Source organism: Ohtaekwangia sp. (assembly GCF_036568665.1).
Taxonomy (GTDB): domain Bacteria; phylum Bacteroidota; class Bacteroidia; order Cytophagales; family Cyclobacteriaceae; genus Ohtaekwangia.
In genome coordinates, this window is sequence record NZ_DATCSD010000134.1 from 17,230 (window position 1) to 42,055 (window position 24,826).

The following is a 24,826-nucleotide window of genomic DNA, read 5'->3' on the forward strand; positions in this document are numbered from 1 at the left end:
CCTTTATGTCTGAATCAAATCGCTCTTCCTCCATTTTACTTTTCTTATTGTTAACGCTCATCTGGGGTACATCCTTTATCCTGATCAAGCAGGGCCTCAAAGTATTTTCTCCCGATGAAGTCGGAGCTATTCGTGTAGCCGCGGCTTCACTCTTTCTCCTTCCGCTGGCTATAACACGCCTGAAAGATTTACAACCCCACCACTATGCTAAACTCTTTGCATCGGGCATGCTGGGTATATTTATACCTGCCTTTTTATTTGCCACAGCACAAACCCGCATGGATAGTTCGGTGGCCGGCATCATGAATACACTCACACCTATCTTTACCATGACCATCGGTGCTATAGTATTCAAACTCCGATTTAAAAGTATAGCCATCGTTGGTATACTTCTCGGTTTTGCCGGTGGGGTTATACTTGGTTTTTCGAGAGCGGATGGCTCGGTGAGCTTTAACATGTTTGCCTTACTCATTGTACTTGCCTGTTTCTGTTACGGCTCCAATCTCAACCTCATCAAGTTTAAGATACCTGATCTGGGATCGCTGGTTATTACCAGCGTTTCTTTATTGCTGATCGGCCCACTCGCCTTGATATACCTCTTCAGATTTTCTGATTTTGCACAAACACTTACTACACAACCTGGTGCGTGGAAAGCTTTTGGATTTATTGTGCTACTCGGATTTATGAGTACCGCGGTAGCTACCATTCTTTTCAACCGACTGGTAAAAATCAGCACGGCTTTATTTGCCAGCTCTGTTACTTATGCTCTGCCGATTGTTGCTGTAATGTGGGGCGTGCTGGATGGTGAACAACTTGGCATAGGGCACTTTATAGGAATGGCTGCTATTATTGGTGGAGTATACCTGGCTAACCGCAAGTAATTATCCGTTAACTGTTAATGGTTAATCGTAAGCAGAAAAATCCTTCGAACTCTCCGTCTTCCGGACTTTATACTTCAACATTCGTTGATTGATGTTTCCTTGTTCGTTATTCAAATGCTGTTTCTTGCATATCTCGTAGATGAATGTAGATAAAAATGCAGAATATCTCCCACAGACCTCGCAGATTTCCACAGAACAAACTGAAAGTAAATGCTATACTTCAACATTCGTTGATCGATGTTCCTTGTTCGTTATTCAATTACGTTATCCGTTAACCGTACCTGAAAATATAGATGCGATTAACGGATAACTATTAACATGTAGCGAAACAACGTTACTTCAACTCGGCCACCATCTTGGCATTGCCCATCTGTGGGACAATCGCTTCGGTGCGGATCATATTCTTATCCGATGCTGAAATCCAGAAGGTGGTTTTCTCACCACCATCAACCTGATTCATGGTAATTTTATATGTATCGAATGAACCTGCCGGCACCGTGATCTTTTCTGTGCCTGCTAACTTCAATTCGTATCGTTTTACCTGCGAGGTTTGTACATCCAGCATTTCAATTATCGTAGGTACATCTTGCTTCAGAGGCAAACGAGCAATTACCAGATCAGAACCTGCTCCATCGATCACGATCGGATTTTCAAGTTTTACGTTGATGTCGTTCTTCTTGCCATTACCCATATCCATAGAACCTGTTACGGCTTCCTGCGTATAGTTCAGGTCTACTGTTACAGGGCCTTGCTTTATATTCCGATGCAGGCACTTCAATGTTTTCAATTCAATGTGGCTTTCATCTTTCATCTCGCCCATCGGTGATTTTACAGCATCTGTTACTGACCATTTACCATTGTCGATCTTTATTTCGCGATTCATATCCATCGCTATATTTTGAGCGCCCATCGTCATAGTAAAGGCATAGTTATACTTACCGGCTTGCAGGTCGCCCACAGGCTTCGGCACTTCTTTCGAAACAGCTACTTTCTCAGGGGCCTTTACCGTTTTTACATCTACCAATATAGCTTTCTGCTTTTTGGCAAGCTCGGGCTTCAGCGATTCCTGATAACGACCACCTAAATGTTTCGCCAGGAATTTTTCTGCATACGCTAACATCGCCATATTGTTTTCCGGATTACGGAAGCCATGTCCTTCATCCTGTGCACAGATATACTCTACTGCTATACCTAAATCGCGAAGAGCGGATACGATCTGATCAGACTCTGCTTTCTTTACACGCGGATCGTTCGCGCCTTGCACCACGAGCAATGGCGCTTTGATTTTGTTGGCAGAGAAAAGCGGTGACTGTTTTTCAAGTTTTGCTTTTCCTTCCGGTGTAGATGGGTCGCCCATACGTATATAAAATACTTTACGTATAGATTCCCAATACGGAGGAATGGAATTAAGCAGCGTGATCAGATTGGAAGGCCCCACTATATCTACACCTGCAGCATATACATCCGGTGTAAATGTAAGGCCCGCGAGCGTAGCATAGCCCCCATACGAACCTCCCATAATACCAACACGCTTGGCATCTACTATACCTTTGCTGATAAGATGTTTTACACCCCAGGTAATATCATCCTGCATTTTTTCTCCCCACTGTAAATTACCGGCATTCAAAAACTTTTTACCATAACCGGTAGAAGCGCGGAAGTTTGGCAGCAACACAGCATAGCCACGGTTCGCCAGGAATTGCGCATAGCCATTAAAGCCCCATGTATCGCGAGCCCACGGACCTCCATGCGGAAAAACGATAAGCGGCAAATTCTTGGCTTCTTTACCCAGTGGTAATGTGAGGTATGCCGGTATCTCCAACCCATCAGACGATTTATAGGTGATAGGCTCCATCCTGGCAAGCGGCAGTGTTTGCAGCTTGGGGCGTGGAGTATATTGCTTGATCACTTTCTTACTTACTTCATCAAAGAAATAAACAGAACCCGGATCATCGTCACTATAAACTGATACAAGTACTTTGGTTTCATCTTTTGTACGTGAAGCGAATGCAATTTCCTTTCCAGGGAATTTTGCTTTCAGAAAATTATACTTCTCTTCTGAAGGTTTGTCTTTAAAATACCAGCGAGTCTTTGCTTCGGTATAGGTGGTGTAGATGATCTCGCGTGTTTTATCAGAGACATATACTCCGCCAAAATCAACTTTATTGAGCGGATCGCCTTCTACGAGTTTAACTTCTTTTGAATCGGGATTGAACAAATATAGTTTCACCAGGTCTTCTGCATCGCCTTTGTTCGACTCCAGGTAAAAATTTTTATTTTCTTTATCGAAGAAGCCTGCTGGGCCACAGCTTTCCATCGGGCCGCAGTCATATATTTTGGAGAAACCACTTTCGTCAGCACGCAGTATCTCTGTGCTGCCATCATCGGCCGAGCGTGTAGCCAGTCGGATAGTTTCGTCCCAATCAAAATAGAAACCCGTGAGGCGATCTTTATTCTCTTTCAACAAGGTTAATTTACCCGTACTGATCTCGAGTTTATACAGATCGTGCCACGCCTGATCGCGGTTGTTCAACCCCACCCACAGTATATTCGGATCTTTCTGCGATACATTATAGATGAGCGCACGCACATTCTCCATTGGAGTAATGTTTCGCGCAACAGGCACACCGGTTTTCTTCTCTGCAGGTGCCGCAGGATCTACTGCATAAACATTAAAATTTTCGTTACCACCTTTGTCCTGTACATACAAGATATATTTACTGTCATACGTCCAGAAGTATCCACCGATAGGCCGCAATGTATCAGCAGTAACAGGCTTTGCTTTTTCGAACGGTTCATCAAACTTCTTTACCCAAACGTTCATCTTTCCTTTATACACTTTCTGAAAGCTGATCATGGCGCCATCCGGAGAAAGTTGCCCTCCGGCAATCTCCGGGTTATCGAAGAACAATTCGCGATCGATCAGCGGAGGTTCTTTACCGGCCTTGCTCTTCTGAGCCTGCACTGCCTGTACGATCAATACAGCAGCCATCATGAGAATGATATACTTTTTCATAGGGTTTTTAACGGGGGGTTAATGTTTCGTACAAATTAGTTAGTTGAAAAGAAGATTAAAATGTTACAGACGAAAATGAAAGATTAAAAAATCGAAAAACACTTCTACTTTTGCGCCAGTTATTTCTACGCATTATGCAACTTCAGAACGATCTATTACTTCGCACAGCACTCGGACAAAAGACTGAACGCACACCAGTATGGCTTATGCGTCAGGCAGGACGTGTTTTACCAGAGTATCGCAAGGTGCGCGCCTCCATAAAAGATTTCAAGACGTTGGTAAAGTCACCTGAATTTGCAACAGAGGTAACGATCCAGCCGGTGGATATACTGGGTGTAGATGCTGCCATTATCTTCTCCGACATTCTGGTGATACCCGAAGCAATGGGCTTAAACTACGAGATGGAAGAAAGCAAAGGCCCGGTGTTTCCGAGAAGAATTGAATCTGCTGCTGACCTGAACCTGCTACATGTTTCAACAGGTGAAGAGCTGCAATATGTGATCGATGCTATAAAACTTACCAAGCGCGAGTTGAACGGACGTGTACCTTTGATTGGTTTTGCCGGTGCTCCGTGGACGATCTTCTCCTATATGATTGAAGGACGCGGCAGCAAAACATTTAGCGCTGCTAAAAAAGTATTATACTCTCAGCCGGAGTTTGCACACAAGCTTCTGTCGATGATCACGGAAAGTACTATTCATTATCTGAAAGCACAGGTCAATGCTGGTGCCGATATCATTCAGCTTTTCGATTCGTGGGCTGGTGTATTGAGTCCGGATCAATATGAAGAATTTTCATTGAGGTATATATCGCAGATATGCGATGCTATTCCGGAAGTACCGAAGACCGTGTTTGCTAAAGGTGCATTCTTTGCGCGCGCCAGTATGAATACTATAAATTGTAATGTAGTGGGTCTCGACTGGAATATGGGTATAAAAGAATCGCGACAACTAATTCCTGACAAAGTATTGCAAGGTAATCTTGATCCTTGCGCACTATATGGTTCGTTCGATGATGTAAAACGCGAAACCAAAAAAATGCTTCAGGCTTTCGGTGGTACCAAACATATAGCAAACCTGGGGCATGGCCTATATCCGGATACTGAAGTGGATAAGGTGAAGTGTTTTATTGATACCGTGAAAGAGTTCAGAGCTAACGTTTAATAGCTCAACAAGCAATTACATTTTGAAAAAATAAGATAATGAGCTCCGGGGGAATATTCTATCTCAGAGCTCGCTTCTTTTTATACCCTGCCCGTATTATGAGTATTCAGTATATACTATAACGGATTCATTGTTATCCGCACAACAACGGGGTTTGCTTTCTGTGCCAGGTCAGAATTACTTTTTATATCATGATCTCCCAGTAAATCATCAAACTCCTGAGGCATAGTCTCATCCGGGTATTCAAGTCCTACAGTGATCTTTCTCGCTTCCAGGTGTCCGTCATCCCAACTTGCTATACCGCCATAATCCCATCCAAACCCGGAGAAAGTAAAGGGTTTCTGATTTAGTTTTTCGAGTTCCTTTAATCGTGTACCCAGTGTTATACCTTCTTTCGTTTTCCAGTCAGTTTGCTCTCCATCTACTTGTATATATGCCAATCCTTTAAATGCAACGGTATCATCTTCCCACACAAACTCCACTTCATTCCTTGTGCCTGGAAAGAGTAATGTATTTTGATATTCACCCATTCCCTCCGGATAATACCCGGTAGATCGTTTAACATTGGCTCCAAAAATATTTTTAAGCGCTTCTTCAGATTGAAAGCTCAACAGACTATCGAGCGGAAAGTTAACAGCGACAGCTGCCTCTCTTATACCGGCTGAATCGGAGTGAATCGTATCCTGAGATACCGCTCCTGCCTCAGACTGTTCCTTTCTTGTTGTACAGCTCCATACAACTACAAACACGATCGCACAAAGAATAAATTTCCGCATATTAATAGCCTGTTTGTTTGGTCTAATGCAGCACCCACTTTCTATAGTTAACTGACCGCTATATTAATTTCTCAAATTTAAAAATAACACAAATCTTTTTGCCCAGTTAACTGCGCCCACCTTGCTGAAAGTAATTTTGCATAATCAACATAATATAATCCGTAGCTGCCTAGCGAGTATCCATCATTGACTTCTATCAATAGCTGCTTCCCATCGTTGGTTAATCCAAAATCCAACGCATAACCAGCAGGAGCATCAACAAAATCTGATATTGCACGCTCAATAACTTTATAGTCAAACTGAACTCTCCAGTCTCCTCTATATAGCCTAGCCCCTAATACACGCTGATATCTTACAAACACTCTCCACTCTGCAACAAAATTAACAGGCTCCGATACCCATACAGGCGTGTTCAAATTTCTATCTCCACAACCGATTAAATCTTTTGTTGATCTTATCAATCTTCCGGTAAACTTCTTGGCAAATCCATTTGGCTTCGCAAACACGTTCCATTGAGTAGGATCGTTAGCAATTTCATCTATAGTTGATTGCCATATTTTTCTTCCCAAATATACCCGCAGGCTTTCCGGATAATCGATAGGGAGAGGAACAACTTTGTTTAATTTCTTCAGGGCGCTGTTTACAAATTGAATACTACCCAGACATACGCCATCCTCTTCTATGTGCACTTCCTCAATATTCTCAACCTTAACCAGCTCAAAACCCATAAAATAAAAAGCTTCGAGTGCGGTATAAAAACTGATGTTAGAGGCCTCTCCAAGCTTTATACTCTCATGATACAATTTCATCTTTCAAAATCTGACTATATATACTATCTCCGCCTCCGTTAATTATCTCCCCTTAAAACATCCCCATCATACCAATTCACAAATACAAGATCAAATTGTCTGGTGAGTCTCACAAGCTCCGGCACAGAACTGTTGCTCCAGCTATATATGCCCAGTTGTGTTACTTTACTATCGGCCAATGTTCCGTAATATATAGTGCTATCGGTGCGCAGGGAAAAGCCTCGTTCCACATAGCTGTCATTAATCTTCAGACTGCCAACCTTGGTTACATCTAAAAATTCCTTCAGTGCATTAAGGTCTATTGTTAGACCCGGCTCACCGATCGTGCTCCTCACATGGCACTTTGTAAATGCGGTAAATGAATCCTCTATCTTCTTGCTTGCATTTGCCCAAACTTCCTTGATACCGGTAATTTCAATATCGATCAACGGAAGTGCTGCTGGCTTTAGAAATTCACGCTGCCGCCAGTCATCTTCGTGCATGGCGGTCTCAAAGTCGTTATACATAAAAGTATCCGCCTGCTGAGGGAGCTCATTCGAAATAGTGGGTAATGTAAACAGAATATCTTCTGTCTTAACTTTTTCAATCTTGCGCAGCTTCAGGGTGAGTTTTTTTGTGCTAATAAAATCGACAGCATTGGGAGGAGTCGCTTCGTCTACAGACCATTCATTATCGTGAATGTGCATAGTAGTTGGTTTCGAAAAAGTTTCGGGTAATTGTTCAGGAGGCATTTCAGCTACGCCAATTGTTTTACCCGTAACGCTGTCAACAAAATGAACCTTTACCTTATCAGATCCAAAAAACTTATCAAATAATCCCATGACTCTTTGCTCAACTATAGAGCCTCAATATAGGAACATTCTTTAAAGGCACCTCTTTAGAGTTAATATATAGTTTGATCGGAGCACTGAAATCAAAAATCGTTTCATACAGCAAAAAAATCAACCAGACATTATTGTGTTCGGTAACGCAATAATTTCTATCTACTTATATCAACAGTTAAACGCTGCTATATATAGTACTGTCGAAATTACATCCAGACAATTCATCTATACCGATTCGTTCATCGTAGAAACGGTATGCTGATTTCTGCAACACCTACCGATAATAAAGATAAACATATACACGTTAAAGCCCGTATAGAATATCAGAAGCAACTGGCATAATATTTTATGTGCCTGAATGCCCAGGAAAAGATTCCTCATAAAACAAACAACAAACATGATACACCAGATTAGAAAATCCTCACGGCTTATCGTAACCGCCATCTTTATTCTTACGATGGCTGGTGTCGGTTGTAAAAGCAAAAAGAAAGCAATGGAAGCTACCGCTCGCGACAATGCTTCTATTGAAAAGGTAAAGCAGGAACAAGAAGCTCTGCTGAGAAAACAAAAAGAAGAAGAGGAGCGCAAAAAAGCGATAGCAGAAGAAGATCGTGTAAGACGGGAAACGGAAGCAAAAGCCCGTGAACCTAAAGCACGGCTCGAACAATACTTCAGTGCTATAGCAAGCTCTGCCAATACATCATCGGCCAATAACAGTATAAATGAAGCGTTGTCGTTATTCGCTTCTGGAGATACTCCGGTACTAATTGTGATCCATGAATCAGGTGGACAAAAGGATTATGACCGCCCCACTACCATTCGAGATTATCTGAATTACCTGAAAGACCAGAAGAAAAATTTCAATCGCATCGGCAATCTTCAATTTGACAGTGCAGGAAAAATTACAGAAGTAGAATTGATAAAACAGAAATAACCATAAATCAACACGACTATGATTCAGCCTAGATATATAGTAACTCTATTTTTCAGCGTGTTTCTCGCGGGCACTACCCTGGCGCAGAGAGACGACATCAGCCCTGAAAGAAAACAAGCTATTGATTCGCTTGCACTGGAAAAAATCAGAGACCTCAGCAAGTATATCAGCATCATTGGGAACAAAAAAACTCCTTTCCTGGAAGCTAATCGCGTGATGGATCGTGCTGAAGAGCTGTTTGCACCTGATAGTGAAATGGGTGTCTCTTCATTAAATCGTAAAGAAATAAGTTATTACAAAGTGCGTAAATATTTCGAACGACTGATGGCACTGAACTACGACCGTGTATCGATCACCTGGTATAATATACACTATATCAGCGATCTTGAACGACAACCCGATGGCCGGTATGTAGGGGTGGTGACTATATATCAACGTTTTGAAGGACAATCAGACGATGGCTTAAAGTATAAAGACACTACCAAAAAAGACATTACTATATATGTAGAGCGGAAGAAGACACAGATACAGGGAAGAATTGTTGAGTTCTGGGATGTGTTATTAGGCGATATACGAGTGACAGAAACGAGCGCATGAGATTACCGATAGCAGGTCTTGTAGTGATACTATTGTCGTCCTATCACCTTCGGGCACAGCTCGTGGGTGATCGCGATGACGAGAGTAAACTTTATGCTGAGACCAAACAAGTGAATCAATTCTTCAGGCGGTTCAATGGCGAAGAAGACGAGCAGGGAGAGCGATACTATCCGAAGGATAAACTATACAGAAGCGAAAAGCTGCGAAAAAAGTATCTGGGTATATTGTTCGATGCAAGCAACAATGGTATCAATCAGGATTTGAAAGTACAATTCGCCAAAGATGTACTTGACAAAACCAAGCCTGCGTTGTTAGATTTTCATGGAGGCAACTGGTTCTCTGAAGTGCATACTACTTTTACATCGAACGGAAAGAACCAAACTGTTATTTTGTTTATGGCGTTGGAGAAAGACCATCTCGGCAGCAAGTGGGTGATCACGAAAGTACATGCCGATATGTTTGATCCGTACTTTAAACGAGATACCACCAAAGTAGGAAAGTTTATTCATCCGTTAAGCCACGAGCTTGATTTCATGAATCTCAGGAAAGTATTCAGCAATGATAGTGTCAGTCAGTTTACGGCAAAGAAATTTGTACCTGATCATCTCTCGCTGTTTCTATACGAAGTCAAGAAAGGGAGCCTGCAATTCAAAACCGTGGAAGAAGTAAAGTTTCATTTCTTCCAGATCAACGGCTGGTATTTCGAGCTTTCAGAATTTAACAGACCCGGATATAATACCGGCTGGCTTATTTCTAATCTGGTAAAAATAAATAACGAGAATGAAAAAGACCTTCTCAGAAAATATCTCTACTATGAAAGAAAGTAAGCTCTGGCTTATCGTATTTCTTCTATTCGCTATATATACTCCTGAAGTACTGGGTCAGGCAAAAAAACAAAACGCCAAGACTAAACAGACGAAACAAACCACGCAGCCGAAGCAACCAGCGGCTGCGAAACAAGAAGCTAAGCAAGACCCAACGCTGGAGCATCAGCAAAAGGTAAAAGATATGGTGGCTTTCCTGGAGTATGTTCTTAACACCCTGGGCAGCAGCAGTACGCCTGCGCGTGATAAAGATGTACTGATAACACAAAGCTATACCAAGATATTTCGCGATGCGAAAGTACAGGTAGAAGATGATCTCGTTGAAAAACGCAATGTGATTACCAACAAAGACGTGCAGGCTTACCTGAAGGATGTAGATTTCTTTTTTGAGAATGTAAAGTTCGAGTTTACGATAAAAGATATACAAGGCAGAACCAACATCAACAATACGCTCTTCTATAAAGTATCGTTACTGCGAAATATAAAAGGCACTACAGCTGACGGAAAATCCGTGAACAATACTATTCCCCGGTATATCGAGGTAAATTATGATCCGAAAGACGAGGATCTGAAGATTGTAAGTATATATACCAAGGTATTCAATGAAAAAGAAGCTCTGGCACAATGGTGGGACGAACTCTCCTACGAATGGCAGTCAATCTTTGAAAAACAACTGAACATAACCGATAGCGTTGACGAGGAGGATATACACAACATTACTTCCATTGAAACGCTAGATCTTAGCCGAAACAAATATATACAGGATCTGGAGCCATTAACGGAACTCACCAAGTTGCGCGCGCTTAATTTATCGAACACGGCAATAACCGATCTCAGTGCATTACGAAATCTCTCCGATCTGCAGGAACTGAATTTATCGAACACAAAAATCACCGATATAAGTGCGCTTCGATATGCGGAGAAAATGCTAAAGCTCAATATCAGTAATACGACTATAAACAATATAGAAGTTGTTGAAAAGATGCCAAGACTCACACAGCTTGAGTTGAGCAAAACACCTGTTATTGATCTTACCTCACTTGGTAGTCTTACAGAGTTACAGTATCTGGACATAAGTGACACTCGCGTAACATCACTCGCACCGGTCAGCTTGCTAAGTAAATTAACAGAACTGGATGTTTCCGGAAGTACTGTTGCTGACCTGAGCTCTATAGCAGGGCTGAAAGATATATCTATACTTCACATCGATAGCACAGGCATCAGCGATATAACACCCCTGGCAAATCTGGGAGTACTCAAAATACTTTATGCGAATTATACTGCCATAAATAACCTGAATGCCTTACAGCGATTGACAAACCTGGAGAAAATATATTGCGATCATACACAGATAGACCGCTCGCTTGCCGATGCGTTTATGGCTGCACACCCGGGCGTGCTGGTTATATACAACACAGAAGATTTGAAAACCTGGTGGAATGCATTACCGGAAAGATGGAAGTATATCTTAAGCACAGCTATAAAAACGAGCGCAGATCCATCCAAAGAAGAACTGGCGCGTGTAACCAATCTTGATTCTATAAATTTTTCGAACAACGCACAGATACGCGACATCGAACCTCTGCGGAGGCTATTAAAGCTGCAGGTAATCATTGCAAATAAAACATCGGTAAAAGATCTGTCGCCATTGCGGGAGCTTCGTGAAGTAAAATTTCTCGACATCAGCGATACTCCAGTGGAAGATCTCTCATCTCTGACACATTTGCAGAAACTACAAGTACTGAAGGCTGACAACAGCAAGATTCAAAGTATAGCACAACTCCTTGATCACACCAGCCTGCAGAAATTATATACGGATCATACACGTATCAACGATGTACATGTGGCAGAGCTTTTACAAAAGAATCCGCATTGCCTGGTAATTTATAAAAGCGACAGCCTTGCTTTTTGGTGGAGTGGACTATCCGAAGAATGGAAAAGTATATTTAAGACACAGGTAAAAATACAGTCTATACCCACGAGAGAAGATCTGCACCAGTTAATTGAATTGGAGGCTTTACACTTTAATGATGCTGCTGTTACCGACCTAGTTGTATTGAAACCCTTTATTCGCCTGAAAGAATTACATTTCTCAGGCACTAACATAAGCGAACTTTTGCCGCTAACAGCTATTAAAACATTGAAATCGTTACATGTTACCAATAGCCCCGTACGAAAACTTGAACCACTGGCACAGCTTGCAGGTATTGAAGATCTTGATATATCCAATACACCGGTGGAAGAATTAGCCCCACTAACTTCGCTCGAAAATTTGAAGAGGCTGAACTGTTCCGGCACCCAGGTTGATGCGTTGAGTTCTTTAGAAAAATTACAGGCATTGGAGTATATCGATTGCTCCAACACAAATGTGAAGAAAATTACTGCCTTGGAAAATCTTCCGCTTAAAACATTGAAGTGCTACAACACCAAAATATCAAGCAAGACCATTGCAGCTTTTAAAAAGAGTAAGCCGGATTGCCAGATAGTATACTATTGAATTGATGTATATACTTAATTAAAAGACTCCCTGAATTGCACAGGCGATAGTTTTGTTTTCTGTTTGAATATTTTGTTGAAGGATTGAGAATGCTCAAAGCCAAGTTTATAGGCAATTTCACTTACGGACATGCCTGTAGTACTTAAAAGCTCTTTCGCCTTTTCAATAAGTTTATGATGAATATGCTGCTGGGTATTCATACCTGTAGCTGAGCGCAGCATATCGCTGAGATAGCGTGGAGAACAACTCAATGCATCTGCAAAATATGGTACGGATGGCAATCCCGTCAGCAATGATTCTTCTTTATCAAAGTAATCATTAAGCAACATTTCGAACTTCGCCAATTGATCGTTGCTACTTTGATTACGTGTTATAAATTGCCGGTTATAAAATCGCTTGCTATAATTAAGTAATACCTCTATGTGTGAAATGATCACATCCTGACTGAAGTGATCTATATTTTGCTGCAGCTCGTATTCTATATTCTTAAAAACGCCCACCAGTATATCCTTTTCTTTCGCCGAAGGATATAGTGCCTCATGAACAGCATAGGAAAAGAATCCGTAGTTTTTAATATTCTTGCCCAATGCGTGACTGCGGATAAAATCCGGATGAAACAGCAACGTAAAGCCACTATAGTCAGCACCTTCTTTCGCTTCTGCAATTACCTGGTTGGGAGAAATAAAGGAAAGACCACCTTCGTCAAAATCATAGTAATGTTGACCATACCTGATCTTTCCTTTAAAATTCATTTTGAAAGAGATCTTATAGAAGTTCAACACCATTCCTTTCTTCATATCCGTTGTATCAGCCTGAATGTTGCCATAATCTACCAGACTCACCAATGGATGCAACGGCTTGGGAAGCCCAAGAGCCTTGTGCAACTCAGATATAGAGTTGAATATATAAGGATGTATTGCTTCGCTCTTCATGTATTCAAAGTTAGCAATCAAAAATGATTATATCCGGAGTCCGTTATACGCTCTCATAGGGGCTTTCCAGTTGCAGGTATTTTTTTAATTGGGTTCGATATACCTCGGCACCTGTTTCCATCCGATTGGCATACGTCCTCACGGCATCTTTACCTGCGAGGTAACGCAGTTGATCTTTATTGTCCGTGGCTGCTTCATATACTACTTCTGACAGTTCCAATGGATCTGAAAATTCCATTAAGGTTCCATCCGTAAATCCTTCACCAAGTTTTCGCTGAAGTGCATCATATGCCGGATCATGAGCAACGTCCATTACATTCATATAATTACTCTGAATACCTCCGGGAGCAACGGTCTTGACACCTATATTAAATACAGCAAGATCGTATGATATACTTTCACTCCAGCCTTCAATCGCCCATTTCGATGCATGGTATATAGAACTCAGCGGATAAGAAGCCAGGCCACATATAGAAGATGTAGTGATAAATAATCCTCTTTTTCTTGTCTTGAAGTAAGGAATGAAAGCCTGTGTTACCCAGATTACACCGAAGAAATTAGTTTCCATTTGCCTCCTGATCTGATCTTCGGTATATATTTCCAACGGTCCTATCAGTCCATAACCTGCGTTATTAAATACAACATCTATAGCAGCAAGTTCGTTGGCAGCCTTTACCGTGGCGTGCACCTGCTGCGTATTCGTAACATCCAATGGCAGGAGTGTAACATTCTCGAGTTTATTTAGCTCAGTTTCCTTTTCAGGATTACGCATGGTGGCAATCACCCGCCAGCCTCTTGACTGAAATAATCTGGCAGTAGCTTTACCGAGACCTGCAGAAGCCCCTGTGATAAAAATTGTTCTCATGATGATTTTCTTGATTTTTTAACAGGTGTAAAATTGACAGACTGCCTTTATTTACCTGTATCCGAAATGACGTTTATTGAAGTCGAAATGGAAATCGCTCTGGTAATTAATTGTCCAGTTTATAGGATCGATATATAGGTATACATTTCCATACCACCGTGCCATGATCAATCATATCATGAACTTTTGAATCACGTGTTTCTGTGATGATCTTATGCATAGCTTTTGTTCCATCTGCCACGCTATTCCAAATCAGCACATCAACAATAACTCCACCATCATCTTCAGCAATATAGCGCGATTGAAATCCTGGCTGACGACATAACCACTCATCAATATCATGATTTGCTTTTATAAATTCCTGGTAGGTATGCCCGTTTAAACGGAATGTGGTGATTTCCATTCCCAGCGATTTGCTTTTTTTATTCATCACAGTAAGACATTAATTTTTTTTGGTAAAAGTCTTACTAAACATAAACTACCGTGTAGCCATATTGGAAATGATTGTAGCCGAACTGGCTACGGTGGATTAGGCAGAGGAGGCTATAGAGGATTATCGCTTTCTATCAAATCTTTTATAACAGTGGTGGTAGCGTTCCAATAGAACTCAAGATGCCGAAATATAGTCTCCGTAGGAAAGTTTGAAACGACAACAGAAAGCTCCGTGCGATCTTGTAAGGGTGTTAATCTAAATTCAATGATCGAATAATTCTCAGGTATATCTTCGAAACCCGATAAGGAACTCAGGTGAGTATATTTAAGAAGCTTGTTGGGTTCAAAGCACAAAACAATTCCTCTATTCTCAAATTCAGTATGATGAAAGCCTCGAATAACAACCGGCCCATTGATTTCCCAGTCGGTATATATTTCGATCTCCATTTCTGGTTCTCCCATCCATTGCTTCATAGCTTTCGGATCAGTAAGAGCTGCCCAGATTGTTGGAGCATCTGAATTTATGGAGATGATTTTTTCAAAGGAGTTAGGCACACTCACTTTAGATATTTTTTACTTCGAAATGTAGTCGAAATTCTTCTTCCCATCTTGAATTTCAATCTTTTTAATATCCTTAAGCTTTATTGTCCTTCTAATTGACGAAACAAATCGTGATTGAACTCCATATAGGATTGAATCGTTAACAAATACCCTGTCAAAATAAAAAATCGTTCGTTTATCGTTCTTCTCAGTAACTCTCATTTCTATTGAAGGACTGTTTTCGAGTTGAATAGCATTTCCATTTCTGTCTATGCATTTAATTATACTGATCGAATTCGCAAGATAATTATATTGCTCTCCAACAGGACCACGCACGATAACAGGTATTAAATCTGTTGAGTCAGCTCCATTAAATTGACTCTTTAAGCTCTCGGTTGTTAAATAATAGGATGTGCATGATGTTAACACCAATAGCGATAAGCATGGGATTATTTCAATCTTCACAGCTATTAGACTCTTCATAATATAGTGAGTTTAAAAAGTTGAAAGAAAGATTATCGTTACCTCGATCGAGAGATTTTCAGTCGTTCCTCCTTCGAAATAACGATTATATAAACGCTGTTAAGCATTTATCTGATTTATGGCTGCTCATCCCACTCAAAGTACTCATCCTTCTGCAGCTCTACTTCTTTTTTCTTTTGTGTGCCTTTGTTCTTGAAAGCTTCACGAAGCTCTTTTACTTCGTTCTTCAGGTCGTTTACGATTTTCTTTTTTACAGCTTCTGTATCGTATTGAATCCTATAATTGTCCGTGGTGCCGGTGATCTTCAAGTATAGTTTGCTTTGGCCTGTGCCGTCTTCTTCTATGGCGCTCTTTGCCTCAAGATCAACCGATTTGGTTTGCCGCAACGGTGTAATAATTCTGTAGTCGATGTTCTGATCAAAGGTATGTGTGCCGCTTACTTTCAGACTCGTTACGTTAGTTCTCACTTCCATCTGCGGTATATATATAGTCTTCTTTTCAATGTGTATATCGTTTTTCAGATCAGAGAAACGCAGTTGGCTCAAACCATCATCTTTTACATAACGCTTCAGTTTTTGCATCGGCTCAAAATCGTTCAGCTCTCCATGTTTAATCACCACACCTATATCTGCGATCAGCGTTTCGGAGAATAGATGCAGATCAGGTTTCAGCACCATCTCCAGGTTTACATCGGCAAAGGCTTCTCCTTTCAAATGTTTATCCTGTATAAAATCCTGCCGAAAATTTTCAAACACATAAAATACACTGTCGATGTGTATTCCATTCAACTTGAGAGTAGTTACTACATCTATAGCCTTCTTGTTTTTATCATCAAGTATACCTGAGAGCGTAAGATCACCACCCATTGTGTTGAGCGTGATATTGCGCGAAACAGCCATCTCATTCTTCACTAACAGATCGCCTTTCAGGTTCCGGGCATGAAAGCGTTTATACTCCAACGATTTTACATCACAATTAAAATTCAGGTTGATGTTGCGCGATATATTGAATGCGTACTGCTGATCTTTACCGGATGATGGATTACCAAAGCCTATAGCAAATAACTGATTGAGGTCTATATAGTCTGACTTCAAATCGGTTTCTATACCGATCGGCTGATCTTCAAATAATAAAAAGGTAATTACATTCTTGAAGAATCCATTAAGAAGGAAATCGCTGTTACCAAGTTTACACGACACATTACTTAGCGCGAGATCATTGTTACTGAACTGCAAACTTCCCTTGAGATGTTGAAGCGGGATACGATCATCGCCATATTGAAGATTGATATCCTGTAATTCGATTGTACCCTGAGTAGATACGCGCTGCGCTGTAGCACGCCTTTTCAGAAAGGCGATTTTCCCTTCGAACGATACATCGGCCAGCAACGATCCTGAAACATCTTTAATAGCAGGCACGGGATAAAAATCAAACACTGAAGCAGCGTCCATGCGACCTTTAAAATCGCAGATCACTTCCGGGTCTTTGAAGTTTTGCATAACAAAATTGGCAGTAAACGACTCTCCATTCAGTATACCCTTAATGTTCTTTAACACCAGTGTGGCCATGCGCAGATCAGAAACTTCGCTGCTGGCAAATGAACCTTCCAGACTTGCCTGTTCAATGCGCGTCTTGAAATCAGGATGAAAAATGGTAGCATCATTAAATCCAAAGTCCACCGAGAAGGAAGGACTTTTCCGTTTACTGATCTCGCCTTTTACTTTAGCTTTAAAGTATACATCTCCCTTGCTTTGATATTTCTCCAGGTTCTTCACCATGCTTTCAGGCAACAAGGAGAATATAGTCTGTATATCTGTATTTTCTCCCTCGGTACGAAGGTCTATGAAGTTTCCATCACGCCAGTTATATGTACCACTTATCAGAAAAGCAGATTGCTTCAGTTTTAGAGTAGATGGATTGATGGTAAGATTCCTATTGGCATCATCGTACAGGAGGGTACTTTTCACATCAAATGATTTACCTCCCAGATAAGAATTACCGTCAATATTAATCTTCTCCGTTGTAAGCTGACCATCGGCATCAATGGTATATATATTTCCTGATGTGGTGATAGACGCGATAAGGCTTTCGCTGGTAAAGGTGAGGTCTTCTGTAGATGCTATATTTCCATAGTGTACTTTGGTATTTTTCAGGCCTACATTTTTCAGTTCGAAGCTAACGGTTCCGGAGGCGGCCTGTTTACCGTCATCGGTTTCTTTGAGGATGGTATAATTGTTTCTGCCCTGCGCATCGATCTTGAGGCTGGCTTCGCTGTCGCGAATCTGCAAGCCACGGATGGTATATATACCTTTCCATACCTCCACAGGGTTTAGCTGGAAGGATATAGTCTTGGCCGTAAGCAGAGGATATTTACCCGGATGACTATCCTCCACATATACATCGGTAAATACAATGGACAATTCGGGGAACTTCTCGAAGATAGACACGTCCATTTTACCAATGTTCACGGGAGTATTGAGGCTTTTGTTAGCCTCCTGCACAAACTGGTTGATGATCTTATCCTTGAACAGGAATACCGATACTACTGCGGACACAAAGATTACTGCAAGCGTAAGCCCGGTGTAAAAAAGTATCTTCTTTAACGTTTTCAAGCTTAAAAAATGGTTTGACAAAAATACATGTCAAAAATCGATCCTACGCGTGCCGAGTCGGATTTTTAAGCTGATAAAAGAGCTATAAATATACTTTAAGGTACATATATAGCTATAAGGACGAGGCAGCGGGCACTCCCCAGAGAAAAAAACCTCTAATCTATCGCAATCTTCTCCGGTATAAGAATAGCCGCTGGGAAATAGCGCTTCACGGCAGCATAGTCTTCCTGGGCATCCATGCGGCTATAGTACTTTCCTACCTTTACACGAAAGATCGGCTCAGTAAACTGTACTTCTGCATCCAGTCCGGGTAATGATATAGCAATCTGCTTTTTGGCATTGAGTGCCTCTTCGCGTCTGCCGGAGTATACCTGGATCGTATATCCTTCTACAAACTTGCGGCTAAGGTTTATATGGTCGATGCTGTCGAGTACGGCATCTAACTTTTTATTTACAGCCTGCTTCGGATCTATATATACCGGAGTTGCAGGCTTGGTATTATCGGGAGTAGTTGTAGTCGCTGTCTCTGCAGGAGTTTCTACTTTCGGTCTCCACACAGAAAGATCTTCGGAATACTTTCCTCCCTGGGAAGTTGTGGTTGTCTTTTTAGACGTAGCACAACTTCCCAGCAGGATGATAGTAATTATATAGATGGAATATCTCAATGATTGCATGTTAGTCGATTATAACACAGCGGTTGTTCACAATATCATCTTCAACCTTCTTGTATTTAACATCGCGGAGTACACGGCCATCTGGATATTGTACACTTACTTTATCATTGCGATTAGCGACTTTATCAGATTTTACCGGCATTACTTTCTCTTGTGGCGGGCGGTTTGATTGAGCCTGCTGACCTCCGCCTGCACTCGGGCCTCCGCTGAGTAATGATCGTGACTCTTCTTTCTGTTCGTTCAGTCTTACGCGCGAGCGGGTAACACGTGCCTCTTGTACATCTTCTGCTTCCTGTACCGGTATATCTGCCTTCATCAGGAAAGATATAGTGTCTTCGTTTACCTTCGCTATAAAACGCTTGAAGAGTTCAAAGCCTTCGAATTTATAGATCAGGAGCGGATCTTTCTGTTCGTATACTGCATTCTGTACAGACTGTTTCAGATCGTCCATCTCACGCAAGTGTTCTTTCCAGAGTTGATCGATGATCGCGAGTGTAATCATCTTCTCCATCGACTTCACAAGTTCTGCGTTGTTAGTCTCTACGCACTTCTGCAAACTTGCGGCTACACCAATCTGCTTCTGACCATCGCTAAATGGTACAAGTATATTTTCAACGGTAGCACCGCGGGTTTGAGATATTTCACGAACCACCGGCAGAGCTTTCTGAGCCACCATTTTATTTTTCTGATGGTAGTGTTCCAGCGCTTTGTGGTATAGATCGTCAGAAAGTTTATTCTGATCCAAACGCTCAAAGGTCTCGCGGGTAATATCGTAATCAAGACCTAGTACACTCAACGCATTGAGACGAAGGCTTTCATAGTCGCTGCCATTCTTGGCATTGATCACCATGTCTTCACAAGTATCATTTAACATGGTAAGTATATCCAGCTCCAGGCGCTCACCGAACAACGCATTCTTTCTGCGCTTGTAAATTACTTCGCGCTGTGAGTTCATTACGTTATCGTACTCCAGCAAGCGCTTGCGTATACCAAAGTTGTTCTCCTCCACTTTTCTCTGTGCGCGCTCAATCGAGCTTGTTACCATGGAGTGTTGTATCTCTTCACCTTCTTTAAGACCAAGTTTATCCATGATGCGGGCAATACGCTCCGGCATGAACAAACGCATCAGGTTATCTTCGAGTGATACATAGAATTGGGAAGTACCCGGGTCTCCCTGACGACCGGAACGACCACGCAACTGACGGTCTACACGTCTCGATTCGTGACGTTCTGTACCAATGATGGCCAAACCACCCGCTGCTCTTGATTCCGGAGTAAGTTTAATATCGGTACCACGCCCCGCCATGTTCGTAGCAATGGTAACAGTACCAGGTTTACCTGCTTCTGCAACTATCTCGGCTTCGCGCTGGTGTTGCTTGGCGTTCAATACCTGATGTTTGATCTTCCGCATCTGAAGCATACGGCTCACCACTTCTGATATTTCAACAGATGTAGTACCCACCAGTACAGGTCGTCCTTCACCGGTAAGTTTTACCACCTCATCTATAACGGCATTGAATTTCTCGCGCATGGTTTTATACACGAGATCATCGTAATCTTTACGTACAGCTTGTTTGTTGGTAGGTATAACAACAACATCAAGTTTATATATATCCCACAACTCGCCTGCTTCTGTTTCGGCTGTACCAGTCATACCGGCAAGCTTATGATACATGCGGAAGTAATTCTGTAATGTAATAGTAGCGTAGGTCTGTGTAGCATCTTCTACTTTCACATTTTCTTTCGCTTCTATAGCCTGGTGCAAGCCATCTGAGTAACGTCTTCCATCGAGCACACGACCAGTCTGTTCATCAACGATCTTTACTTTACCGTCAACAATGATATACTCAGTATCTTTCTCGAAAAGCGTATACGCCTTCAACAACTGGTTTACACTGTGAATGCGCTGAGATTTTACCTGGTAGTCGCGGATGAGTTCTTCTTTCCTGTGGAATTTAGCTGCATCATCCAATGAACCATCCTTCTCCAGTTTGCTCAGTTCTGTGCCAATCTCCGGCAGGATAAAGAAGCTGTGATCCTCTCCTTCACCCGTAATCAGATCTATACCTTTCTCCGTAAGCTCAACGCTGTTATCTTTTTCATCGATCACGAAATATAGCGGCTTGTCAGCCTCAGGCATATTGCGTTTGTTATCCTGCAGGTAGTAGTTCTCTGTCTTCTGAAGTACAGCTTTACTTCCGGCCTCACTCAAAAATTTAATAAGCGGTTTATATTTTGGCATGGCGCGGTGCGCACGGAACAGAGAGAGTCCTCCGTCTTTTTCATTGCCTTCCGCTAATTGTTTTTTCGCTGTTGTGAGGTAATCATTAATCAGTTTTTTCTGAGCTTCTACCAGTTTATAGATGCGTGGCTTCAGATCATAAAACTCATGCTGATCGCCACGTGGAACAGGTCCTGAGATAATGAGTGGTGTACGCGCTTCATCGATCAACACAGAATCAACCTCATCTACCATAGCATAGTGGTGTGAGCGTTGCACGAGTTCTTCCGGATCGCGTGCCATGTTATCGCGCAGATAGTCAAAACCAAATTCGTTGTTGGTTCCGTACGTTATATCCGAGCGATAGGCAGCTTTACGTGCTGCTGAGTTAGGTTCGTGCTTATCGATACAATCTACGCTGATGCCGTGGAACTGGAATATAGGAGCCATCCACTCGCTATCGCGTGTAGCCAGGTAGTTGTTTACTGTTACTATATGTACACCGCGTCTGGCCAGTGCGTTGAGGAAAGCAGGCAGTGTAGCTACCAATGTTTTACCTTCACCGGTTGCCATCTCGGCAATTTTACCTTCGTGCAGCGCTATACCACCGATGATCTGTACATCATAATGCACCATGTCCCAGGTGATCATGTTACCGGCAGCCATCCATTTGTTATACCACAGTGCTTTTTCCCCCTCGATCTTGATGTTCTCGCGACCAACAGCAAACTGACGGTCAGAGTCCTGCACAGTCACTTCGAGGTACTCATTGTTCTTGAAACGACTGGCGGTTTCCCGCACAATAGCGAAAGCCTTTGGCAGGACTTTCATCAATACTTTTTCCAGCTCTTTGTTACGGTCCTCTTCGATCTTGTCGATTTCCTGGAAGATGGCGTCTTTATCGTTGATCTCCAGTTCGGGGTTGTCTGCTATTTTCTTGTGCAGTGCCGCCAGTTGGTCATCTATATCTTTCAGTTCCTGGTTGATGAACTCCTGGATCTTTTTCGTTTCCAGACGAAGATCATCGTGACTCAGTGACTTCAGTCTTTCTCCTTCCTGTTTAGTCTGTTCCACCAGCGGCATCATGCGCTTGATGTCTTTCTCCGACTTGGTTCCGAATAATTTGGCAATGAGTTTCAGCATGAGCTAATAATGGTTAAAAAACACCAGAGTATGAACAGGGCAAAGTGCCTGAAGCATACTCAGGGGCGTCAAAGTTAGTAAATAGTTTGTCGTGGTAAATATTCTCCCGACACAAGACAAGCGACTATCAACTATAATTCCAAGTCGCCTTCGAAGACCATTTTGGCAGGGCCGATCAGGTAAATATCGGAGAATGTGCCGGACTGGCTGGATTTAAAATCTACGGAGAGCTCGCCACCGAGCACTTTGATGTTAACGGGAGATGAATATCCTTTCAGTGATGCTGCCAGGGCTGCTGCTGTAACACCTGTGCCGCATGAAAGCGTTTCATCTTCCACACCACGCTCGTACGTACGCACAAAAATAGTATCGTCTGACAAGCGCTGAACAAAGTTTACATTCGTTCCGCCTGGCTTGAACGCATCGCTATAGCGGATTTTTCGTCCTTCCTCCACTACAGGATATTCGTGGATATTTTCGACAAAGCGTATATAGTGCGGGGAACCGGTGTTCAAGAAATAATCGTTGCCTATGGTTTTGATACCGCTAACATCGTTCATTTTTAAGCGGATAATACCGGATGGAAGCAAGTCTGCCACATGCGGACCATCATACGCCTGGAAACTTGAATGTCCATTTACCAAGCCTAACCGCGAAGCAAAATGAACTGCTGCACGACTTCCATTGCCACACAAACTTTGTGAGCCATCGCTGTTAAAATATTCCAGATTGAAATTGAGCGAGGGGTGTGTTTCGATCAACATCAGTCCATCTGCACCAACGCCAAACTTCCGATGGCAGATGCGCTCAATCTGCTCGCGGGTAAAAGACAGTTTGCTTTCGCGATTGTCTATCACCACAAAGTCGTTGCCGGTTGCCTGATATTTATAGAAATGAACTTTCATACTGACGTAGAAAAATAAAAGGAAGAATAATTGAGGAAGGCAGGGAAGTTTTTATTTCACTTCTTCGTAATCTACATAATCGCCACCCTTCACCTTGTTCTTCTTTGCCTGGGAGGCAGCTTTTTCTTTTTGTTTGTAGCCTTTTAATTCCTGGGCTGCAGCTCCTGCGCGAAAAAAGAATGAGCCTACCTTATAGAAGACGTATACGACAATACCGAGTATGATGAGGAATCTTAACATAGCGCGCTTGTTTTAATCTCAAACAGGAATACAAAGGTAGAGGTTCGCAGGGAAATAGCAATTTGAAAAAGTCGTCCTATTCCTCCCTTGTTTGCCGAACGCGGCTGTTGTTGTTCATTGTATAATATTCACCAACATTTCTTTTCACAAGTTTGCTGACAGGTTCCGAATCCTCTTCCATGAAAGAGCATTCAATATAATTTAAGGTATGATCAAGCAAAGTCCATTCTGTGCAGATGTTACCGATACAAACCTTTATAGTGGCCTGAGAAACAACTTTCTCGAAGATTTCTCCTGGTAAAATCTTGAATGAAATGCTATCATTCATTACAATCTTTAATGGCTCTTGACGTTCCGATTTTTGTCGCCTGTAACAAACAACATCATAAGTTCTTACACCAATTTCATCAGAATGCTTTTCATTATAAAGTCGAATATACTGTAACAAGATTTCTGATTCGTTCTCCTTTCTCTCTCTATTATACTGACTTAACAGTTGACTATCATCTGCTAGGATCTTTCGCATGATATTCCTTGTCAGCGAAAATATCTTGCCGTTATTGGGGTTCAATATATATCCTGCATCATAGGTAATATCAACAACGCCAAGTGCGCTTCCATTGTTGCTCTTGTCCCCGGGTATCATTCCACTGTACATTGCTTTATTCGCTCTGCCCTGCCAATAGCAATAACGTCCTAATCCTGAAATTTTCTCAAAGCCAGGTCCATAACCATAATTAGACGTATTAATATAAATGGTATCTCCCGTAGATACTCCCCAAACGTCTCTAAGTTGGTCCCTGGTCAAAACAGTGTCCTTAACAAATAAGCTATACTCTCCACCTCCTAACCAATTACGCTCATCCGGCTTACGTTTTACTAACTTAAAATCTTTCTTAATTGAGGGATAGTTTTCTAAAAATTCATCCACATTTCTATAAATGCCTTTGTTATATTTTTTAACAAGCAATACTGCTGGCACGCTTTGTTGAGCTTCGACATCACTAATATGGGTCAGTAAAACGATAAGAAACAGTGCTGTTATCATGTAATTCATGAAATCTCTCATTAACATAATTTATAGCTATAGGAAATCATTTTAGGATACAAGCTTTAAATGTGGCTGTCTCAAAATCAAAAAATAAGCCCTGATTTTTCAGGGCTTATCAATAAGTCATGTTGTTGATAATTTACCGGCTCAGATACAAGTTCCGTTCTGAGTAAATCTTCATAAAGTAATCGTCCATCAGATCATCGATGAAGTAAATCGCTTCACCGGTTGATTTCATTTCAGGACCGAGCTCCTTGTTTACTTCAGGGAATTTGTGGAAGGAGAATACCGGTTCTTTGATCGCGTATCCTTTCTTGGTAGGATTAAATGTGAAGTCGGTAACTTTCTTCTCGCGCAGCATCACCTTGGTTGCGTAGTTCACATACGGTTCATCGTATGCTTTGCAA

The 24,826-nt window shown here is 41.8% G+C and carries 22 protein-coding genes; 6 read left to right on the plus strand and 16 right to left on the minus strand.

The window, feature by feature from the left end; translation table 11 throughout:
* Window positions 1–5 precede the first annotated feature (5 nt).
* Window positions 6–881 (plus strand): DMT family transporter, encoded by an 876-nt coding sequence (locus VIN08_RS07030; protein ID WP_331962289.1) that lies wholly within the window; start codon window positions 6–8, stop codon window positions 879–881.
* Window positions 882–1,215: 334 nt separating this feature from the next.
* Here VIN08_RS07030 and VIN08_RS07035 read toward each other — a convergent pair whose 3' ends face one another.
* Window positions 1,216–3,897: a prolyl oligopeptidase family serine peptidase gene (locus VIN08_RS07035; protein WP_331962292.1), complete on the minus strand. Its 2,682-nt coding sequence runs from the start codon at window positions 3,895–3,897 to the stop codon at window positions 1,216–1,218.
* 134 nt (window positions 3,898–4,031) lie between these two features.
* Here VIN08_RS07035 and hemE point away from each other — a divergent pair, with 134 nt between their 5' ends.
* Window positions 4,032–5,060, plus strand: a complete 1,029-nt coding sequence (gene hemE / locus VIN08_RS07040; protein WP_331962295.1) for a uroporphyrinogen decarboxylase — start codon at window positions 4,032–4,034, stop codon at window positions 5,058–5,060.
* A 116-nt stretch (window positions 5,061–5,176) separates the two neighbouring features.
* On the opposite strand, the gene VIN08_RS07045 is transcribed toward hemE, so the two are convergent.
* The 3 genes from VIN08_RS07045 to VIN08_RS07055 form a co-directional block, all read right to left on the minus strand.
* Window positions 5,177–5,836: a hypothetical protein gene (locus VIN08_RS07045; RefSeq protein ID WP_331962298.1), complete on the minus strand. Its 660-nt coding sequence runs from the start codon at window positions 5,834–5,836 to the stop codon at window positions 5,177–5,179.
* A gap of 77 nt (window positions 5,837–5,913) precedes the next feature.
* Window positions 5,914–6,645 (minus strand): ATP-grasp domain-containing protein, encoded by a 732-nt coding sequence (locus VIN08_RS07050; RefSeq protein WP_331962301.1) that lies wholly within the window; start codon window positions 6,643–6,645, stop codon window positions 5,914–5,916.
* 38 nt (window positions 6,646–6,683) lie between these two features.
* Window positions 6,684–7,466: a hypothetical protein gene (locus VIN08_RS07055; RefSeq protein ID WP_331962304.1), complete on the minus strand. Its 783-nt coding sequence runs from the start codon at window positions 7,464–7,466 to the stop codon at window positions 6,684–6,686.
* Between the two features lie 400 nt (window positions 7,467–7,866).
* On the opposite strand from VIN08_RS07055, the gene VIN08_RS07060 reads away from it, so the two are divergent.
* The 4 genes from VIN08_RS07060 to VIN08_RS07075 are packed head-to-tail and all read left to right on the plus strand — an operon-like array spanning window position 7,867 to window position 12,321.
* A complete protein-coding gene (locus VIN08_RS07060) occupies window positions 7,867–8,403 on the plus strand; it encodes a nucleoid-structuring protein H-NS (protein ID WP_331962307.1) in 537 nt (178 codons plus the stop codon).
* An 18-nt stretch (window positions 8,404–8,421) separates the two neighbouring features.
* Window positions 8,422–9,000: a hypothetical protein gene (locus VIN08_RS07065; protein WP_331962310.1), complete on the plus strand. Its 579-nt coding sequence runs from the start codon at window positions 8,422–8,424 to the stop codon at window positions 8,998–9,000.
* Window positions 8,997–9,827 carry a hypothetical protein gene (locus VIN08_RS07070; RefSeq protein ID WP_331962312.1) on the plus strand — a complete coding sequence of 277 codons (831 nt, stop codon included), beginning with the start codon at window positions 8,997–8,999 and terminating at the stop codon, window positions 9,825–9,827. The genes VIN08_RS07065 and VIN08_RS07070 overlap by 4 nt, the downstream gene beginning before the upstream one ends.
* A complete protein-coding gene (locus VIN08_RS07075; RefSeq protein WP_331962315.1) occupies window positions 9,814–12,321 on the plus strand; it encodes a leucine-rich repeat domain-containing protein in 2,508 nt (835 codons plus the stop codon). The genes VIN08_RS07070 and VIN08_RS07075 overlap by 14 nt, the downstream gene beginning before the upstream one ends.
* A 14-nt stretch (window positions 12,322–12,335) precedes the next feature.
* Here VIN08_RS07075 and VIN08_RS07080 read toward each other — a convergent pair whose 3' ends face one another.
* The 12 genes from VIN08_RS07080 to VIN08_RS07135 form a co-directional block, all read right to left on the minus strand.
* Window positions 12,336–13,253, minus strand: a complete 918-nt coding sequence (locus tag VIN08_RS07080; protein ID WP_331962318.1) for a helix-turn-helix transcriptional regulator — start codon at window positions 13,251–13,253, stop codon at window positions 12,336–12,338.
* A 43-nt stretch (window positions 13,254–13,296) separates the two neighbouring features.
* Entirely contained in the window at window positions 13,297–14,118 is an 822-nt protein-coding gene (locus VIN08_RS07085; RefSeq protein ID WP_331962321.1) for an SDR family oxidoreductase, read from the minus strand.
* A gap of 106 nt (window positions 14,119–14,224) precedes the next feature.
* Window positions 14,225–14,548 carry a hypothetical protein gene (locus tag VIN08_RS07090; protein WP_331962324.1) on the minus strand — a complete coding sequence of 108 codons (324 nt, stop codon included), beginning with the start codon at window positions 14,546–14,548 and terminating at the stop codon, window positions 14,225–14,227.
* A 113-nt stretch (window positions 14,549–14,661) separates the two neighbouring features.
* Window positions 14,662–15,111, minus strand: coding sequence for an SRPBCC domain-containing protein (locus VIN08_RS07095; RefSeq protein ID WP_331962327.1), 450 nt, complete (start codon window positions 15,109–15,111; stop codon window positions 14,662–14,664).
* Between the two features lie 12 nt (window positions 15,112–15,123).
* A complete protein-coding gene (locus VIN08_RS07100) occupies window positions 15,124–15,573 on the minus strand; it encodes a hypothetical protein (protein ID WP_331962330.1) in 450 nt (149 codons plus the stop codon).
* Between the two features lie 116 nt (window positions 15,574–15,689).
* Complete coding sequence (locus VIN08_RS07105) at window positions 15,690–18,185, minus strand: AsmA-like C-terminal region-containing protein (RefSeq protein ID WP_331962333.1); 2,496 nt, start codon at window positions 18,183–18,185, stop codon at window positions 15,690–15,692.
* Between the two features lie 155 nt (window positions 18,186–18,340).
* The gene (locus VIN08_RS07110; protein ID WP_331962336.1) at window positions 18,341–18,859 is read right to left on the minus strand and encodes an SPOR domain-containing protein; all 519 of its coding nucleotides are present in this window, start codon (window positions 18,857–18,859) and stop codon (window positions 18,341–18,343) included.
* Between the two features lies 1 nt (window position 18,860).
* Complete coding sequence (secA, locus tag VIN08_RS07115) at window positions 18,861–22,223, minus strand: preprotein translocase subunit SecA (protein WP_331962339.1); 3,363 nt, start codon at window positions 22,221–22,223, stop codon at window positions 18,861–18,863.
* A gap of 131 nt (window positions 22,224–22,354) precedes the next feature.
* Complete coding sequence (gene dapF / locus VIN08_RS07120; RefSeq protein ID WP_331962342.1) at window positions 22,355–23,128, minus strand: diaminopimelate epimerase; 774 nt, start codon at window positions 23,126–23,128, stop codon at window positions 22,355–22,357.
* A 51-nt stretch (window positions 23,129–23,179) separates the two neighbouring features.
* On the minus strand, window positions 23,180–23,368 hold the full coding sequence (locus VIN08_RS07125; RefSeq protein ID WP_331962344.1) for a hypothetical protein: 189 nt from the start codon (window positions 23,366–23,368) through the stop codon (window positions 23,180–23,182).
* Between the two features lie 76 nt (window positions 23,369–23,444).
* Window positions 23,445–24,437 (minus strand): DUF6563 family protein, encoded by a 993-nt coding sequence (locus VIN08_RS07130; protein WP_331962346.1) that lies wholly within the window; start codon window positions 24,435–24,437, stop codon window positions 23,445–23,447.
* A gap of 121 nt (window positions 24,438–24,558) precedes the next feature.
* Window positions 24,559–24,826, minus strand: a 268-nt coding sequence (locus tag VIN08_RS07135; protein WP_331962348.1) for a hypothetical protein, incomplete at its 5' end; no start/stop codon positions are given.

Coding starts and splice junctions, on each gene's coding strand:
- VIN08_RS07030 (WP_331962289.1), top strand. CDS start 6: ATGTCTGAATCAAATCGCTCTTCCTCCATTTTACTTTTCTTATTGTTA.
- VIN08_RS07035 (WP_331962292.1), bottom strand. CDS start 3,897: ATGAAAAAGTATATCATTCTCATGATGGCTGCTGTATTGATCGTACAG.
- hemE (WP_331962295.1), top strand. CDS start 4,032: ATGCAACTTCAGAACGATCTATTACTTCGCACAGCACTCGGACAAAAG.
- VIN08_RS07045 (WP_331962298.1), bottom strand. CDS start 5,836: ATGCGGAAATTTATTCTTTGTGCGATCGTGTTTGTAGTTGTATGGAGC.
- VIN08_RS07050 (WP_331962301.1), bottom strand. CDS start 6,645: ATGAAATTGTATCATGAGAGTATAAAGCTTGGAGAGGCCTCTAACATC.
- VIN08_RS07055 (WP_331962304.1), bottom strand. CDS start 7,466: ATGGGATTATTTGATAAGTTTTTTGGATCTGATAAGGTAAAGGTTCAT.
- VIN08_RS07060 (WP_331962307.1), top strand. CDS start 7,867: ATGATACACCAGATTAGAAAATCCTCACGGCTTATCGTAACCGCCATC.
- VIN08_RS07065 (WP_331962310.1), top strand. CDS start 8,422: ATGATTCAGCCTAGATATATAGTAACTCTATTTTTCAGCGTGTTTCTC.
- VIN08_RS07070 (WP_331962312.1), top strand. CDS start 8,997: ATGAGATTACCGATAGCAGGTCTTGTAGTGATACTATTGTCGTCCTAT.
- VIN08_RS07075 (WP_331962315.1), top strand. CDS start 9,814: ATGAAAGAAAGTAAGCTCTGGCTTATCGTATTTCTTCTATTCGCTATA.
- VIN08_RS07080 (WP_331962318.1), bottom strand. CDS start 13,253: ATGAAGAGCGAAGCAATACATCCTTATATATTCAACTCTATATCTGAG.
- VIN08_RS07085 (WP_331962321.1), bottom strand. CDS start 14,118: ATGAGAACAATTTTTATCACAGGGGCTTCTGCAGGTCTCGGTAAAGCT.
- VIN08_RS07090 (WP_331962324.1), bottom strand. CDS start 14,548: ATGAATAAAAAAAGCAAATCGCTGGGAATGGAAATCACCACATTCCGT.
- VIN08_RS07100 (WP_331962330.1), bottom strand. CDS start 15,573: ATGAAGAGTCTAATAGCTGTGAAGATTGAAATAATCCCATGCTTATCG.
- VIN08_RS07110 (WP_331962336.1), bottom strand. CDS start 18,859: ATGCAATCATTGAGATATTCCATCTATATAATTACTATCATCCTGCTG.
- secA (WP_331962339.1), bottom strand. CDS start 22,223: ATGCTGAAACTCATTGCCAAATTATTCGGAACCAAGTCGGAGAAAGAC.
- dapF (WP_331962342.1), bottom strand. CDS start 23,128: ATGAAAGTTCATTTCTATAAATATCAGGCAACCGGCAACGACTTTGTG.
- VIN08_RS07125 (WP_331962344.1), bottom strand. CDS start 23,368: ATGTTAAGATTCCTCATCATACTCGGTATTGTCGTATACGTCTTCTAT.
- VIN08_RS07130 (WP_331962346.1), bottom strand. CDS start 24,437: ATGAGAGATTTCATGAATTACATGATAACAGCACTGTTTCTTATCGTT.